Source organism: Nonomuraea sp. NPDC049625 (genome assembly GCF_040675285.1).
In the GTDB taxonomy this organism is placed as follows: domain Bacteria; phylum Actinomycetota; class Actinomycetes; order Streptosporangiales; family Streptosporangiaceae; genus Nonomuraea; species Nonomuraea angiospora_A.
In genome coordinates this window covers 1-15,831 of the sequence record NZ_JBFAOQ010000040.1, presented here as the reverse complement: position 1 = coordinate 15,831, position 15,831 = coordinate 1, and the positions used below count along the sequence as shown (strand labels likewise).

General features: G+C 70.5%; 16 protein-coding genes. 3 read left to right on the top strand and 13 right to left on the bottom strand.

All coding sequences use genetic code 11. From position 1 onward, the window contains the following. Positions 1-127 precede the first annotated feature (127 nt). Together AB0J87_RS63340 and AB0J87_RS63335 are read left to right on the top strand one after the other, a co-directional pair. Complete coding sequence (locus AB0J87_RS63340) at positions 128-613, top strand: MarR family transcriptional regulator (RefSeq protein ID WP_363985567.1); 486 nt, start codon at positions 128-130, stop codon at positions 611-613. Positions 614-696: 83 nt separating this feature from the next. Beyond that, on the top strand, positions 697-1,515 hold the full coding sequence (locus AB0J87_RS63335) for an SDR family NAD(P)-dependent oxidoreductase (RefSeq protein ID WP_363985565.1): 819 nt from the start codon (positions 697-699) through the stop codon (positions 1,513-1,515). 12 nt (positions 1,516-1,527) lie between these two features. Here AB0J87_RS63335 and AB0J87_RS63330 read toward each other — a convergent pair whose 3' ends face one another. The 13 genes from AB0J87_RS63330 to AB0J87_RS63270 all read right to left on the bottom strand — a co-directional run bounded on the left by AB0J87_RS63330 (position 1,528) and on the right by AB0J87_RS63270 (position 15,267). Continuing rightward, positions 1,528-2,586 (bottom strand): MFS transporter, encoded by a 1,059-nt coding sequence (locus tag AB0J87_RS63330; protein ID WP_363985619.1) that lies wholly within the window; start codon positions 2,584-2,586, stop codon positions 1,528-1,530. Further along, a complete protein-coding gene (locus tag AB0J87_RS63325) occupies positions 2,568-2,921 on the bottom strand; it encodes an MFS transporter (RefSeq protein WP_363985563.1) in 354 nt (117 codons plus the stop codon). Before AB0J87_RS63325 ends, AB0J87_RS63330 begins: the two co-directional genes overlap by 19 nt. An 84-nt stretch (positions 2,922-3,005) precedes the next feature. Then, on the bottom strand, positions 3,006-3,494 hold the full coding sequence (locus tag AB0J87_RS63320) for a GNAT family N-acetyltransferase (protein ID WP_363985561.1): 489 nt from the start codon (positions 3,492-3,494) through the stop codon (positions 3,006-3,008). Between the two features lie 39 nt (positions 3,495-3,533). Next, positions 3,534-4,583, bottom strand: a complete 1,050-nt coding sequence (locus tag AB0J87_RS63315; RefSeq protein ID WP_363985559.1) for an LLM class flavin-dependent oxidoreductase — start codon at positions 4,581-4,583, stop codon at positions 3,534-3,536. A 1-nt stretch (position 4,584) separates the two neighbouring features. Continuing rightward, positions 4,585-5,604 (bottom strand): aldo/keto reductase, encoded by a 1,020-nt coding sequence (locus tag AB0J87_RS63310; protein WP_363985557.1) that lies wholly within the window; start codon positions 5,602-5,604, stop codon positions 4,585-4,587. Continuing rightward, on the bottom strand, positions 5,601-6,635 hold the full coding sequence (locus AB0J87_RS63305) for an aldo/keto reductase (protein ID WP_363985555.1): 1,035 nt from the start codon (positions 6,633-6,635) through the stop codon (positions 5,601-5,603). Before AB0J87_RS63305 ends, AB0J87_RS63310 begins: the two co-directional genes overlap by 4 nt. A gap of 11 nt (positions 6,636-6,646) precedes the next feature. Further along, positions 6,647-7,840, bottom strand: a complete 1,194-nt coding sequence (locus AB0J87_RS63300; protein ID WP_363985553.1) for an acyl-CoA dehydrogenase family protein — start codon at positions 7,838-7,840, stop codon at positions 6,647-6,649. Beyond that, positions 7,837-8,799, bottom strand: a complete 963-nt coding sequence (locus AB0J87_RS63295) for a hypothetical protein (protein WP_363985551.1) — start codon at positions 8,797-8,799, stop codon at positions 7,837-7,839. The genes AB0J87_RS63300 and AB0J87_RS63295 overlap by 4 nt, the downstream gene beginning before the upstream one ends. Positions 8,800-8,806: 7 nt before the next feature. After that, positions 8,807-10,060, bottom strand: a complete 1,254-nt coding sequence (locus AB0J87_RS63290) for an LLM class flavin-dependent oxidoreductase (RefSeq protein WP_363985549.1) — start codon at positions 10,058-10,060, stop codon at positions 8,807-8,809. 9 nt (positions 10,061-10,069) lie between these two features. Further along, positions 10,070-11,725 carry an ABC transporter ATP-binding protein gene (locus AB0J87_RS63285; protein ID WP_363985547.1) on the bottom strand — a complete coding sequence of 552 codons (1,656 nt, stop codon included), beginning with the start codon at positions 11,723-11,725 and terminating at the stop codon, positions 10,070-10,072. Further along, positions 11,722-12,597, bottom strand: a complete 876-nt coding sequence (locus AB0J87_RS63280) for an ABC transporter permease (RefSeq protein WP_363985545.1) — start codon at positions 12,595-12,597, stop codon at positions 11,722-11,724. Before AB0J87_RS63280 ends, AB0J87_RS63285 begins: the two co-directional genes overlap by 4 nt. A gap of 13 nt (positions 12,598-12,610) precedes the next feature. Further along, positions 12,611-13,555: an ABC transporter permease gene (locus AB0J87_RS63275; protein WP_363985543.1), complete on the bottom strand. Its 945-nt coding sequence runs from the start codon at positions 13,553-13,555 to the stop codon at positions 12,611-12,613. Then, the gene (locus AB0J87_RS63270; protein ID WP_363985541.1) at positions 13,552-15,267 is read right to left on the bottom strand and encodes an ABC transporter substrate-binding protein; all 1,716 of its coding nucleotides are present in this window, start codon (positions 15,265-15,267) and stop codon (positions 13,552-13,554) included. Before AB0J87_RS63270 ends, AB0J87_RS63275 begins: the two co-directional genes overlap by 4 nt. A 214-nt stretch (positions 15,268-15,481) precedes the next feature. Between AB0J87_RS63270 and AB0J87_RS63265 the strand changes: the two genes are divergently transcribed. Continuing rightward, a partial coding sequence (locus tag AB0J87_RS63265) for an LLM class flavin-dependent oxidoreductase (protein ID WP_363985539.1) occupies positions 15,482-15,831 on the top strand: 350 nt, incomplete at its 3' end.

Genomic DNA, 15,831 nt, shown 5'->3' with positions numbered 1-15,831 from the left:
GGCCTCCCTCTACCGGTCCTCTTACCCTTACCCGCAATTCCGATATGGTCAACAGGGATTTCCGTCGGAGGCCTCGCTCCCCATGCGCCGGGACCGCTGCCGTAAGGTGGCGCTCTACGATGGCATGGTGAGTCATTCCGACCGGGCGGCACTGGCTCGACTCGAGGTAGCGGTGTCGGCCGTCGTGCGGTGGAGTGAGAGCAAGCACGTCAAGGCCGAGGTGGCGCGTCGCTCGGGGTGCGATCTGCCCGGCAGCGAGCTGCGCCTGCTGGAGCACTTCGACGTCGCCGAGCCCATGCGCGTCTCCGACATCGCCGAGTGCCTGCACATCGACATGTCGACGGTCTCGCTGCAGCTACGCCGGCTCCGCACCGACGGCCTCGTCGTACGAATACCGGATCCGCACGACCGCAGGGTCACCCTCATCGCCATCACCGACGCGGGCCGCGCCACCGTGGCCCAGGTCCGCACCACGCGGCGCGACCTGCTCCAGGACATCCTCTCCGGCACCGACCCGGCCGAGCTCGACCGAGCCGCCGATGTCCTGCTGCGGGTCCAGGAGCACATGCTCGACGGCATGCGCACCACGCCTGGTCTCACCGATCCTCACTGACCCCGGCCGAACCCGAGCCGCTTGTGGTGCCGCCACTTCCAGTGCTTTGATTTCTCAAAGTAAATATATGGAGGTGGGGGATAATGTCCACAGCAGTGATCACCGGCGGGAACGACGGCATCGGCAGGGCACTGGCCGACACCTATCTGGAGCGCGGATACCAGGTCCTCGTCATCGGCCGCGACCGCGGGAAGGGCCAGGCCTTCCTCGACGCCGCCACCGGCCACGGGGCGGGCGGCCGCGCCCGCTTCCTGCGAGCGGACCTGAGTCTCGTCACCGAGAACGAACGTGCCCTCGCCTGGATCACCCGGACCTACCCGAGCATCGACGTCCTCGTACTCGGCGCGCGGTACCACCGCTCGAACCGCGTGGAGACCGCGGAGGGATTCGAGAGCAACTTCGCGCTCTACTACCTCAGCCGGTTCCTGCTCAGCCACGGCCTGGTCGGGCCGCTGAGCCGGGCACCGCACCCGATCATCCTCAACTTCGGCGGAGCCGGCCAAACCGGCCCCGTACGCTGGGACGACCTGCAACTGCGGCGCGACTACCCGGGGACCGGCGCACTGGGCCACAGCGCGAAACTGTGCGACCTGCTCGGCGTCAGCTTCACCCGGATCCACCACGACACACCCATCCGATACGTGCTCAACCATCCCGGCGTCGTCACCACCAGCTTCGCCGGCGAATACGACCAGGCAACCGCAGCCCAGATAGAACGCCTGAGAACCATCGGCAAGACCACCGCACAGGCGGTCGCACAGATCCTGCCCTACCTCGACAATCCGCCCGCACGACTGACCGCGGTCCTGGAAGGCGAACGCGTTCCCACCGACACCGGCGCCTTCGACCCTGCGGAGGCGACCCGCCTGCACGAGATCACCCAAAAGCTCCTCGCAGGATAATCGAGTTGCCGCTCAGTCCGCGGCTGTCCGCGCCGCCGGCGGCAGCGGCGGGGAGCCGGCGGCGACCAGCCCGGCGATCGGTGACACCTTGCGCCGAGCGATCAGCCACCTGCCCTCGAAGCGTCCGAAGTCGTCCTCGACCAGGCCGATCGTCGTCCAGTCCGCCGGGCGGAGGTCACCTTGAGAGGCCTGCGCCATCTGGAGGATGCCGCCCGCCACTCCGGCCGCCTCCGCCGGCGCGTGCCGGAGCACCGACGCCTGGAGAGGCGAGATGACCAGCCCCGCGGCGGCGCTCTGGCACATGGCGCACACCGCCAGCAGCAGGGGCAGGCCGGCCCGGGGAGCGAACAGCCCGGCGAGACCGCTCGCGAGCATGGCGCAGGCCGACAGCGCGAGCCCTGCCGAGAGCGTGTAGCGGCCGAAGCGCCGTGCCACCCGCCAGGCCAGCGCGGAGCTCGCCGTCATCGCCGCGGCCGCGGGCAGGGTGACGGCCGCCGCCGCGAACGCCGACAGCCCGAGGCCCTCCTGCAGGAACATGGTCAGGACGAGCGACGAGGCCAGCCCGGATCCGAAGTAGCCCATCGCCGTCACCGTCCCGGACGCGAACGGCAGCGAGCGCATCAGCGCCGGGTGCACCAGCGGGCGGCGGCCGGAACGCGCGTAGTGCCGCTGCCACAGCACGAACAACCCAGCCGCAACGCACGCCACAGCGGCCCAGAGACCCCAGGCCGAGCCGGCCGAGGGCTGGACGAACGGCAGTATCAATGCCACCGTCAGGCCACCCATGAGGAGCAGGCCGACCACGTCGAGGTCCGGCGAGCCCAAGCGGCTCCGCGCCGGAGGCAGGTGACGGGCCGCGAGCACCAGCGTGACCAAGCCGAACGGCACCGCGAGGAGGAAGACGAGCCGCCAGCCCACGCCCGGACCGGCGGCCGCGATGACCGCCCCGCCCAGCGGCGGTCCGAGCCCTCCCGCCACGCCGCCGGTCACCGCGTACAGGCCGAGGGCGCGCGTTCTGGCGTGGCCGGTGAACACGTCCTGGATCGTGCCGATCATCTGGGAATTGACCAGCCCTCCCCCCAGCCCTTGGAGCAGGCGCGCCGCGACGAGCGCCCATGGGTGGGGGACGACCCGGCCAGCGCCGCCCCGACGGTGAAGATCGCCATTCCGGCGAGGAAGAACGGCTTCCTGCCCCGGATGTCGCCGAGCCGCCCGCCGGGGACGAGGGCGAGGCCGAAGGCCAGGGAATACCCGGCCACCATCCACTGCACCTGCGTGGCGTCCGCGTGCAGCGAGTCGCGTAGCGCCGGGATGGCGATGTTCAGCACGGAATTGTCGAGCAAGGTAGTGAATCCACATGCGGCGCAGACGACCAGCACCCGGCGCCCCGCGGCGTCGAAGCCCATGGTTCACCGGAACGGCTCCGGACCGGAGGTCTGTGGGTGGGGGTCGTGCTCCGTGGCATCGGGCGGGTTCATCCTGCGGAGGGCTCAGCCGACGATCCGCTTCTCGATGCAGGTGGAGTAGGTCATCGAGAGGTAGGGCGGGAAGATCGGGATGCGAGTGTAGCCCTCCCGCTCGTACAGGCGGATCGCGTCGGGCTGCCGGTCCCCTGTCTGCAGGAGGACGCGTCGCGCGCCCAACTCGCGCGCGGCCTCCTCGGCCGCCGCGAGCAAGAACCGCGCCACCCCGCTCCCCCGGTGTGACGGCGCCACGTACATCCGCTTGAGCTCGACCTCCTCGCCGAGGCGGCGCAGCAGCACATGCCCGACAGGTCGCCTGGCGTCGAAGGCGACGCCGGTGAACAACACGGACTCCGCCCGCACGGCCATCCCGGCGGGAAGGTGGCCGGGGTCGGCCGCCGGCCTGTCGGCGTAGCGCCGGCCCATCTCCTCCCGCATGGCCGCGCGCAGTTCCTCGGCCGCCGGATGGTCATAAGGCAGGGTTCGGACGGTGAACGTGGCGTTGTCAATGGTCATGCGTTCCCTCCCGTACTCGTTCGCCGGCCAACCGCCGGATCATGGCGCGGGACGCCAGCCGAGCAGGGGCGCCAGCTCCTGGGCGCCGGCGGCGAGCAGCCGGACGTGTTCGTCGAACTCGGGCACACCAGGGACGAAGCTCACCAGCAGGTCGGTGATCTCCCGCAACGCGGGATCGGCGGCCAGCTCGGCCGCGAGATCCTCCGGCGGGCCAAGGAGAGCGCGGTCGGCCTCCAGGTACTCCTCGACGCTCAGGCCCGCGACCTCACGCTTGGAGGACAGCCAGCTCTGCCAACGACGGGCGCCGGGCGTGACCAATCGAATCGCTTCAGCCCGGTCGGGGTGGGGGTAGACGGCTCGGGATACCTGTACCCGGGGCCGAGGACCGGACTCCCCCCATGCCGCGCGGTAGGCCGCGATCCACTCGGCCTGCCGCTGCTGAGCCTCACGCATGGTGCTGCCACGCCAGCCGGTGGCGCGCGAGAGCTGCAGCCCGTCACCGGCGCGAGCGGCGGCGGCCGCCGCCGCATGGGCCAGCGCCGGGTCGCCGGTGGTGGCCTGCCACAGCCGCTGCCGTACACCGGCCCCGGGCGGGTGGAGCACCTCGCCGAGGCTGTTGAGCGCCACCCCCTCCAGCACCTCGTGGAGCCGCTCCACCGAGGCGTCGAAGAGCTTGTGCCGGTCGGCCAGGTCCTTCCCGAACGCCTCCCACGCTCCGGGGAAGGGACCCGATCCCACCCCGAGCTCGAGCCGGCCGCCGCTGAGCTCGTCGAGCGTCGCGGCGTCCTCAGCGATCTTGAGGGGATCCTCCAGCGGAAGCACCAGCACGCCGGTGCCCAGCCGGATCCGCGTGGTGTGCTCGGCGATCGCGGCGAGCACGACCAGCGGCGCGGAGACGTGCTCGTTGCCCTGCCGGAAGTGCCGGTGGATGACCCATCCGGAGTCGTAGCCCAGCTCCTCCGCGGCCACGAACAGGTCGATCGCCTCCCGGTAGGCCCGGGCCGGCGGCACGTCGCTGTCGAGGTGCAGCAGGAAGCCCAGGCGGAACGGCCGGCCGTCCTCGACGCCGGTCCCTATCAGGTCAGCCATGTCAGAGCTTCACCCCGGTCCCGTGCACGCCGTGTTCGTCGATCAACGTCAGCTCCTTCTCCGTCAGCGGCGGGAAGTCGAGCGCCTTGACGTTGTGATCCAGTTGCCAGGTCGAGCTGGCTCCGATGAGTGCCGAGGTCACCTGCGGCTGCCGCAGCACCCACTGCAGCGCCAGCTGCGCCAGCGACTGGCCGCGCCGCTCGGCGATCCGGTTGAGCGCGGTGGCCCGCTGCCGGTAGGTGTCGTCGATGACGTCGGGCGAGAGGAAGGTGCTGTTCCCCGCACGCGCTCCCGCCGGAACGCCGTCGAGGTACTTGCCCGTGAGGAGCCCTTGCGCCAACGGCGAGTAGACGACCAGGCCGAACCCATCCTCGGCGGCCAGTTTGAGAAGGCCGTTGAACTCGGGCCGGCGGTCGAAGATCGAGTACCGCGGCTGGTGGACCAACAGCGGCACTCCCGCCTGTCGCAGCAGTTCGGCCGCGTCGTGTGCCCGCTCGGGGGCGTAGTTGGAAATGCCGGCGTACAGCGCCTTGCCCTGCTCCACGGCGCTGACGAGGGCGCCGACGGTCTCCTCCAGCGGCGTGGACAGGTCGGGGCTGTGGCTGTAGAAGACGTCGACGTAGTCGGTGCCCAGGTCGCGCAGGCTGTGCTCCAGCGAGGCGAGCAGCGACTTGCGCGAGCCGCCCTTGAAGTAGGGGCTGGGGCCGATGGGGTTGCCGGCCTTGGTCGACAGGATCAGCTCGTCACGGTACGGGGCCAGGTCCCGCTTGAGCACCTCCCCGAAGAGCTGCTGCGCGGCGCGGTGCGGCGGGCCGTACCGGTCGGCGTTGTCGAAGTGGGTGATGCCCAGGTCGAAGGCGTGCAGCACAATTTCGCGCTGGGTCTCGTAGGGGTGGTCGGTGCCGAAGTTCTGCCACAGGCCGAAGGAGAAGGCCGGAAGGTCGAGACCGGAGTTCCCCGCGCGTCGGTACTCCAGCTTCTCGTAGCGGTCCTCGCTCGCGGTGTAGGTTTCGCGGCTCATGAGCGGATCCTCCGTCGGAGGGCGGCCGGCTGGAGGGACGGGGTGTCACGGCCGGTGTCGCGCTCGAGGAAGTGGGTGCCCGGGTCGACGATCTCGTCGATGCGGTCCAGGATGTCGTCGCCGAGCTCGACGTCGGCCGCTTTGAGGTAGCTCTCCAGGTGGTCGAGCGTGCGCGGGCCGATGATCACGCTGCTGACCGCCGGGTGGTTGAGCGCGAACGCCAGGGCCAGGTCGACCAGCGTCAGGCCGTTGTCCTCCGCGAGGCGGGCCAGCGCGTCGGCGGCGGCCAGCTTGCGCCGGTTGCGCTCGAGTCCGATGTCGAACCGGCCGGGGATGAGGTCGGCGCGTGCCGACTCCGGCTGTTCGCCGTCGATCCGGTACTTTCCGGACAGCCAGCCGGCGGCCAGCGGGCCGTAGGCGAGAATGCCGACGCCGTGCTTCCGCGCCACGGGGAAGACCTCCCGTTCGGCACTGCGGACGAGGAGGGAGTACGGCAGCTGCTCGGTGTGCGGGGCGATGAGCCCGTGCTTCTCGGCCAGCCAGTGTGCCTCGACGAGCTGGTGCGCGGGGAAGACCGAGGTGCCGTAGTAGAGAATCTTGCCCTGGCGGATCAGGTCGTTGAGTGTTTGCAGCGTCTCCAGCAGGTCGGTGTGCGGGTCCGGCCGGTGCGCCTGATAGAGGTCGATGTGGTCGGTGCCGAGCCGGCGCAGGCTGTCCTCCACGGCGCGGGCGATCCAGCGGCGCGAGTTGCCGGCGTGCTGGGGGTTGTCACCGATCTGTCCGTGGAACTTGGTGGCCAGGAAGACGTCGTCGCGGCGGCCCTTGATCGCCTTGGCGACGATCTCCTCCGACACGCCCTGGGCATAGACATCGGCGGTGTCGAGAACCGTGATGCCGGCGTCGAGGGCAGCATGGATGATCTTGATGCTCTCACCCTCCTCCTGCCACCGGCCGAAGTTCATGGTGCCGAGCGTCAGAGGAGTGACCAGGACGCCCGTGCGGCCGAGTGTCCGGCCGGCCTTGATGGTCATCGGATTCCTTTCTAGAACAGGCCGGTGGTCGGCGGGTCCTCGCCGGTCAGGTGGTACGCACCCGCCACCGCCGCTTTCCACTGCCTGGGGTTGTGGTTGGCGACCGTGCGGGCATTGCGCCAGTGCCGGTCGAAGCCGAGGTCACGGTTGGTGATCGAGCCGCCCGCGACGTCGAAGAGCAGTTCGGCGGCGCGCAGCGCGGAGTCGATGGCGATCACGCCGGTCTGTGCCACGGTGACCGCGGCCTCAGCGCCGGCGGCACGCGCCCGCGGGCCGGTCAGGCCACGCACGCCCTCCAGCACTTCGGCGGCGACCAGGACCGCCGACCGGGCGGCCAGGGCCCGGGCGCCGATCTCCCCCACGGTCTCGCGCACGTACGGGTCCTCCACGCTTTTGCCCGCCGTGCTGTGCTTGATCGGCCGGGCCTTCTCACGGACGAACCAGATCGCGTCGTCGAGCGCCGCGGCGGCGATGCCGGCCTCGACCGCCGCCAGGTAGAGCTGGGCGAACGAGCCCTGCCACGGGTTGTCCAGCCGGGCGTTGTCGCGGGCCACGACCTCGTGCCCGTGGGCACGCACGTTCTTCAGCCGCGTGGTGCCGCTCGCGGTCAGCCGCTGGCCGACCGCGTCGAAGTCGTCGAGCCGCTCCACGCCCTCGCGGTCAACCGGAACCGTGAAGCTCAGCACGGTCCCGTGCTCGTCCCTGGCCAGGCCCGAGAACCACGACGCGTACAGGCCGCCCGTCGAGTAGTACTTCTCGCCGTCGATGACGTACCCGTCGCCGTCACGCCGGATGGTGGTGTTGACGGATCCGTTGGCGCCGCCGGTGCGCTCGTTGGCGGTGCCGGCGAACAGGTCGCCGTCGAGCAGCCGCCGCAGGGTCACCGCCCGGTTGGGCAGATCACGCCGGCTCGCCACCTGGTTGGCGGTGAGGAAACTGCTGCGCAGCGCCTGTGCCACGTTGGAGTCGGCTCGGGCGATGGCGATGATCAGGTCGATCACGTCCCGCAGCGTGCCGCCGGCGCCGCCGTCGTCCTCGGCGATGCCGATCAGCGTGATCCGCTGCTCGGCGAGCGCGCGGACGTCGTCGAACGCGTACTCGCGGGCGAGCTCCCGCGCATGTGCCCCGGCGCGCAGGCGTGCCAGGACCGGGGAGACCGCGGCGCGGATTCCTTGGACCGCGTAGATCACAGGGCTGTCGATCATGCCGCCACCGCCACGAGCTCGGGCAGGCCCAGCGCGGCCCGCAGGGTGGGAGGCGCCGACACGGGCCTCGGCACCAGCGCCCGCAGGGCGGCGATCACCGCTGTGGCGCCGCCCGTGGGCACCAGCTCGAATCCGTCCAGCCGGTGCTCCTCGGCCCAGGCGCGAAGATCGTCACCGGTGGCCGGGCCCTTGAGCCCGAGCTCGACCCGGCCGAGCAGCGCGACGTCCTTTCGGGAACGACCGGCTCGCCGCAGCGCCTCCGTCAGCGCGGCGTCCGCATCGGCCACCTGCTCCCGATCCACCACGACGACGTCCGCGGACTCCGCGACCGCCGTCGCGTCGAGGGTGCCCAGATCGGCGACGATGACCGGGCGGCCCTGCACCGACGACGGCCCGTCCAGCGGACCGGCGACACGGTAGAAGGCGCCCTCGTGGTCGATCGGCCTGATACGCGTGTCCTCGACGACGATGCCGGCTTCCTGATCGCCGATCAGCGCCGTACGCGGGAAGGACTCCCACAGCCGGGTCAGCAGGTGGGCGTACTCCGTCCAGCGCCGGGCCGGGTCGGTCGCTCCGGGGTCCGGAGCGGTGGCCTGGCTCACCTCGTCGCCTCCGCCCGCGCGCAGGGCGACGCCTGACCGGCCGCCGGTGGCCCGGTCGAGGGAGAGTACCCGGCGGGCGAGGTTGTACGGCGCGTTGCGGGTCGTCGGGACCTCGGCGATGTAGCCGACGCCGCCATGGAGGCCGGCCAGGTAGGCGCCCACCACGGTCGGGTCGAGCGCCCGGCCGGCGGCCCCGCTGTCGTCGGGGCCATCGATGAGCCGGATCGCCGCGACCCCGACCTCTTCGGCCACCGCCGCGATGACGGCGGCGTCGGAGAGCGACACCAGCGCCGGGCCGCCGGTCTGCCGGCCGGTCGGCTCCCCGACCGCGAGGGCGAGCTGGATGGCTGTACTCATGAGGAGATCACTTCCGATTGAGGGACAGGTCGCGGAGCGAGCCGGCGGCCCTCGGCCGGCCCCCGGACGGCACCTCGGGGAGACCGAGCCCGAGGTGGCCGCGCAGGGTCGTCCCGTCGTACTCGGTCCGGAACAGGCCACGGCGCCGCAGCTCGGGAATCACGTGGTCGGCGAAGTCATGGAAACCGGACGGCAGGACGTCGGGCATCACGTTGAAGCCGTCCGCCGCACCCGCACGGAACCAGCGCTCGATGTCGTCGGCGATCTGCTCCGGCGTCCCCACGACGATCCGGTGACCGCCGCCGCCGGAGAGCTTCTTCAGCAGCCCGCCGAGCGTCGGCTGCTCCCTGTCGATGATCGCCTTGACGACCCGGTAGAACGTCTGCGAACCACCGGCCTCGTCGGGGTCGACGAGCAGCTCGGCCGGGATCGGTTCGTCGTCGGACAGCCCGTCGAGGGAGATCCCGAGCTGACCGGCGAGCCGGCTGCGGGCATAGGCGTCGGGGAGGATCTCGTCCAGCAGCTCACGCCGGGCCCTGGCCTCGGCCTCGGTGCTGCCCACGACGGTGGACAGCCCGGGGAGGACCACGATCTCCTCGGGTCGCCGCCCGAACTCGACCGCGCCGCCGCGGATCTCGGCGCGGAACGCGCGGGCGTGGTCGAGGTCCTGGTCGGCGGAGAAGATCACCTCACCGACCCGCGAGGCGAGCCGGCGGCCGTCGCCGGAGCCGCCGGCCTGGACCACGACCGGCCGGCCCTGCGGCGAGACGAGCTCGGTCCGGGCGGCCCAGCCGGCGATCACCTGCTCGGTGAACTCCGCGGCGCGGCGGTAGCGCAGCGCGTGCTCGGGTTCGACGGCGCGCCCGAAGTTGCGCGCCGCCACCGGACCGGCGGTGGTCACCACGTTCCAGCCGAAGCGGCCACCGCTGACGTGGTCGAGGTCGCCGAGCCGGCGCGCCAGCTCGACCGGATCGTTGTAGGACGACGACAACGTCCCGATCAGGCCGATCCGCTCGGTCTGGGCGGCGATCCGCGCCAGTACCGTCGTCGGCTCCAGGTTGTTGGCGGTGCGGTGCCTGATGTTCGGGTCGAGCGACGGGCCGTCCGCCAGGAAGACCGCGTCGAGCTTGGCCTCCTCGGCCTTCTTCGCGATCGAGGTGTAGTGCTCGATCGTGTAGCCGGCGGTGCCGTCGGTGTTCGGGAACCGCCACGAGCCGCCGAAGACGCCCGCGTTGAGGATGTTGACGTTGATGTGCAGCACGATCGCTCCTTAACGTGCGACGGCGAGCCGGGCTCCCGGGATCGCCTCCAGCAGTTCCCGGGTGTGGTCGTGCTCCGGCGCGCGGAACACCTGCTCGACCGGGCCGGTTTCGACCACGGCGCCGTCCTTCATCACCGTGACGTCGTCGGCGATCAGCCGTACGACGCCGAGATCGTGCGTCACGAACACGTAGCTGAGCCCGAACCCGGCCTGCAGATCCACCAGCAGTTGCAGGATCTGGGCCTGGACCGACACGTCGAGCGCACTCACCGCCTCGTCGAGCACCAGGATCCCGGGGTTGAGCGCGAGCGCCCGCGCGATCGCGACCCGTTGCCGCTGCCCGCCGGAGAGCCGGCCCGGGAGCCGGTCCAGGTAGCTCTCGTCCAGCGCCACCGCCTCCAGCAGCTCGACCACCCGGGCCCTGCCGGCGGCCAGGCCGAAGGCGCGCAGCGGCTCGGCGATGATCCTGCCGACCGTGAACCGCGGGTCGAGCGAGGTGAACGGGTTCTGGAACACGAACTGCAGGTCCCGGCGGATCTCCCGCAGCTGCCCGCGGCGCAGTCCGGTCAGCTCGCGGTCGCCGATGTGCACCGTGCCGCTGTCGGCTGGGGTGAAGCGGGCCAGGATGCTCGCCAGCGTCGACTTGCCCGCGCCGGACTCACCGACGATGGCGTGCGTGGTGCCCTTGCGCACGACCAGGCCGGCGCCGTCCAGCGCGCGCAGCTCGCGCCGCCGGCCGCGGCCGCGCAGGTGGTAGGTCTTGGTGAGCGCGTGCGCCTCCAACGCCACCGACGCGGTGCCAGGGATCGGCCGCGTGACCGCCCGTGTGCCCGACGTCGGCTCGAGCCGGCCGGCGTGCCGCGCGGGAGCGGCTTCGAGCAGCCGGCGGGTGTAGTCGTCGGCCGCGTTCTCCAGGACCTGGCGTACCGGGCCTTCCTCCACGATCTCGCCGTCCCGCATGACCAGGATCCGGTCGGAGCGGTCGAGCGCGACGCCGAGGTCATGGGTGACCAGGAGAATGCCGATGCCGAGCTCCTCGCGCAGCCGCACCAGGTGGTCGAGGATGACCTTCTGGACGGTGACGTCGAGCGCGCTCGTCGGCTCGTCGGCCACGATGATCTTCGGCTTGCCCGCCAGCGCGATCGCGATGAGAGCACGCTGCTTCATGCCGCCGCTGAGCTCGTGGGGGTACTGGTGGAACACCCGCTCAGCGTCCTTGAGACCTGCCGTGCGCAGGCTCTCCAGCGCGGCATCTTCGTGCTGCTCAGCGTTGCCGGCTTCGGGCTCGTTGAACCGGACCGCCTCGATCACCTGCTGCCCGATTTTCTTGACCGGGTTGAGCGAGGTGTTGGGGTCCTGCGGTATGAAGCCCACGTAGTTGCCCCGTACCAGCGCCATCCGCTGGTCGTTCCAGCCGGTGACGTCGACGCCGGAGTAGGCGATGGAGCCGGCCCGGATCCGCGCGGAGGCCGGAAGCAGGCCGAGCGCGCCCTGGACCAGGGTGGTCTTGCCGGAGCCGGACTCCCCCACGAGCGAGACGAACTCGCCGGGCCCCACGTGGAGGCCGACGCCGCGGACGGCGGGCGTCCACTGGCGGCGCCCCGTCCGATAGTCGATCGCAAGGCCGGTGATCCGCAGCAGCGGCTCCTTGGACGGGTCGGTCATCGGCGGTGCTCCTTCCGGTACGAGGTGCTGATGCGGTGAGTGGCGATGACGACGATCGCGAGCGCCACGCCGGGCATGATCGAGGCCCAGGGGTGGACCGCGACGTAGTCACGGCCCTCGGCCACCAGCAGGCCCCACTCCGGCTGCGGCGGCGGCGCGCCGTAACCGAGGAAGCCGAGCGAGGCGACGGCGAGCACGGCCGTTCCGACCTCCAGCGCGGCCAGCGCGAGCACCGAACTGAGCGAGTTGGGCACGACGTGCCGGACCATCACGCCCAGCCGGCCGACGCCGAGGCCGTACGCCGCCTTGACGTAGTCCTGGGTCACGACCGCCAGCACCTGGGCCCTCATCACCCGCGCGAACGACGCGATGGAGGAGATGCCGACCGCCAGGGCGATGTTCTGCGTGGAGTAGCCCAGGACCGAGACCACCACCATCGCGAGCAGCAGGCTGGGGATCGCCAGGAACACGTCGACCACCCGCATGACGGCGGTGTCGATGACCCCTCCGAAGAAGCCGGCCACCAGCCCGGCGACCGTGCCGAGGCCGAAGGCGATGAGGACCGCCAGCAGGGTCGCGGTCAGCGTCGTGTGCGCGCCGTACACGCTGCGGGCGAACAGATCCCGGCCCAGCCGGTCCGTGCCGAACCAGTGCTCCGCGCTCGGCGGTGCGAAGCTCGCGGCGGTGTCGCCGTCGTAGGGGCCGTACGAGGTGAAAAGGCCGGGGGCGACGGCCCAGCCGATCACGACCAGCACGACGATCCACGAGCCGACGAGAATCGGCTGCCGCGCGAGCTCGCCGAGGCGCTTGACGAGCGGGCGGGCGAAGCCGGGCCGGCCGCCCGCGCCGAGCGCGTCGAGTTCGACGGTCATCACGATTCTCCGTTCACGCGGCGGCGAGGGTGGCCCGCAGCCGCGGATCCAGCAGCGGGTAGATCAGGTCGACGATCAGGTTGATCAACGCGAAGCCGGCCGCCGTGAGCACGACGATCCCCTGCACCAGCGGGACGTCCAGCGTGTTGATCGCGGACTGCGTCAGCCGGCCGATGCCCTTGCGGGCGAAGACGGTCTCGGTGATGACAGAGCCGGCGATCAGGTTGCCGAACGTGACGCCGGCGATGGTGAGCGCCGGCAGGCCGGCGTTGCGGAAGACGTCGCGGATGATGATGCCGCCGCGGGTGGCGCCCTTCGCTCTGCTGGTCGTGACGTAGCCGGAGCGGAACTCGGTCGCGAAACTGCGGACGAGGAGCTGAGCGATCGGGCCTGACACCGGGATGGCCAGCGTGACCAGCGGCAGGACGACGCTCTTCGCGCCGCTGTCGCCGAAGGCCGGGAACCAGCCCAGCCGGAACGCGAAGATCTGCAGCACCAGGATGCCGGACAGGAAGACCGGCACCGACACCGCACCTGACGGCAGTGCCTCGACCAGATGACGCACCCATTCACGGCGGGTCCAGGTCGCGACGAGCGCGATCACGAAGGCGATGAGCAGTGCCAGCGCGAGGGCGCCGGACGCGAGGACGAGTGTGCTCGGCAGTGCGTCCAGGATCGTGGCGGCGACCGACCGCCCCGACTGCACCGAGTTGCCGAAGTCGCCGGTCAACGCGTGTCCGAGCCGGCCGAGGTACTGCAGGATCACCGGCTTGTCGAAGCCGTAGCCCGCCGCCACCTGCTCGCGGACCTCCGGCGGAATGCTGTTGATCTCGGCGGGGTCGAAGAGCAGGTCCACCGGGTCGGCCGGCAGCACGAACAGCAGGACGAAGGTCAGGGTGAACGCGGCCCAGACCACGAACAGGGCCCGGCCTGCCTTCAGAGCGAGATAGCGCGTCACTTCCCGTTGCTCTTCCACGCGTCCACGAAGTGGTTGCGGGACTGGGCGTCGAAGACGATTCCGTGCACGTAGTCCGCGTGGGCGATCACCTGCGACGGGTTGTAGACCGGGTTCACCAGCGCGTACTTGTCGAGCAGGAGGTCCTGCGCCGCCTTGGCGTACTGCGTGCGCGCGGCCGTGTCGAGCGTGGTGTCGAGCTTGCCCACGGTCTGCGTGACCTCGTCCAGGTCGATCCCGGTGGAGTCCTTCGTGAGATACGTGACGTTGCCGAGCTGCGGGCTGTACTGGAGGTTGAGGACCGCCGGGTCGTTGCGCGAGCGGTTGGACGCGGTGACGTTCCAGTCGGTCGTGGCCTTGGCCAGGGCGGCCGTGTAGTCGGGGATCGGGACGACCGTGAGCTGCAGGTCGACGCCGATCTTCTTCAGGTCCTGCTGGATCGACTCGTAAGCCGGCTTGTTCACCACCAGGTTGCTGATGCCGAGCAGCTTGACCACGAGCTTCTTGCCGTCCTTGACCCGGATCCCGTCCGGCCCCTCCTTCCAGCCGGCCTCTTCGAGGATCCGCCCCGCCTTGTCGGGGTCGTACTTCAGGACCGAGCCGCTGTAGTCCGCGTATCCGGGAACCGACGGCGCGAGGACGGAGGTCGCGATGGAGTAGGAGTCGGTGAGCACGGTCTTCTTGATCGCCTCACGGTCCCAGCCGAGCTGGATCGCCTTGCGCACCGCGACGTCGCTGGTCGGGAACAGCTGGGAGTTGAAGTTGAACAGGATGGCGGTGCCGGAGACGCCCCAATAGATGATCTTGAAGCCCTGGCCGGCCAGCGACTTCTCGTCCGTGGTGCCCACGTCCAGCGTGGCGTCGATGGCGCCGGACGTCAGCGAGCCGGTCCGAACGCTGGCCTCCGGGATCGTGTTGAGCACGACCCTGTCCAGGTACGCCTCGCCCTGGTGCTTGAGCGCCGGCGGGGCCCAGTTGTAGCCCTTGCGCTTGACCAGGACGGTCTTGACCTGCGGCTCCCACGACTCGTACACGAACGGGCCGGTGCCGATCACCTTCTTCGGGTCCGTCCGCTCCTGCGCGCTGAGCTTCAGCGTCGAGAGCGACAGGAAACCGGGCTGCGCGTTGGCGGTGAAGGACGAGGCCTGCAGAAAGCTCGCGAGCGGCTTCTTGAAGCGGACGACGGCGGTGTACGGGTCAGGGGTCCGCGTGTCGATGTAGCCGGACAGCAGGGCGGCGCCGTTGGGGAGGATGTCCAGCTTCTGGTCGCCGTGCACGTACTGGTCGAAGTTGGCCTTGACCGCCTCGGCGTCGAACGGGGTCCCGTCGCTGAACGTGACGTCCTTGCGCAGGTGGAACGTGAACTCGGTCAGGTCATTGTTGTACTCCCACGACTGCGCCAGCCACGGCGTGATCTGGCCGGTCTTCGGGTCCTGCCAGGTCAGCTTGTCGGTGATGTTGTTGCCGATGAGCGACTCGGCATAGTTCGTACCCCATTGCGGGTCCGGGCTGCGCTGGTAGTCGATCAGTGCGAACTGCAGCGTGCCACCGCGAACGGGTGTCCCGTTGCCGACGGCCTTGGCGCTGGAGCCGTCGCCCCGGGTGAGGGCGAAACCTGTCCCGGTGATGAGGAGGACGGCGACGGCGCCGGCGACCCAGGGCCACTTCTTGCGCTTCGGCGCGGCGCGCTCGATGGAACTGCGAAGGTCTGACATGAACTTTCCTCGTTGCTTGATGGGCACTCACATGCGGACGGGTGCGACAGCCAGTCAGCGCTGACACAGCGCGCCGGCGAAGAAAGCGAAGTCAATCTCGCGCCTGGAGTATCGAAGCAACCTGAACACAATCTACACTTTACCTACATGAAGACTAGGTTTTTTACGTGATCCGAGTCACACCGCACGCCGAGCAGAACAGGAAGATCCACCGATGAGCCTTCAGTTCCTCTGGTACATCCCCAACCAGGCCCAGCCGGGGCATCGTGGCGACGACGTCGTCGCGGACCACAACAGCCTGGAGACCCTCAGCGGCCAGGCCAGGGCCGTCGAGGAGCACGGGTGGGGCGGGGCGCTCATCGGCGCCGGCTGGGGGCGGCCTGACACCTTCACGGTCGCCGCCGCGCTGGCCGCGCGGACGACGACGTTCCAGCCGCTGATCGCGGTCCGGCCCGGCTACTGGCGGCCCGCCAACTTCGCCTCCGCCGCCGCGACCCTGGACCATCTCACCGGGGGACGGGTGCTGGTCAACATCGTGTCGGGCAAGGACGACCTGGCGGCGTA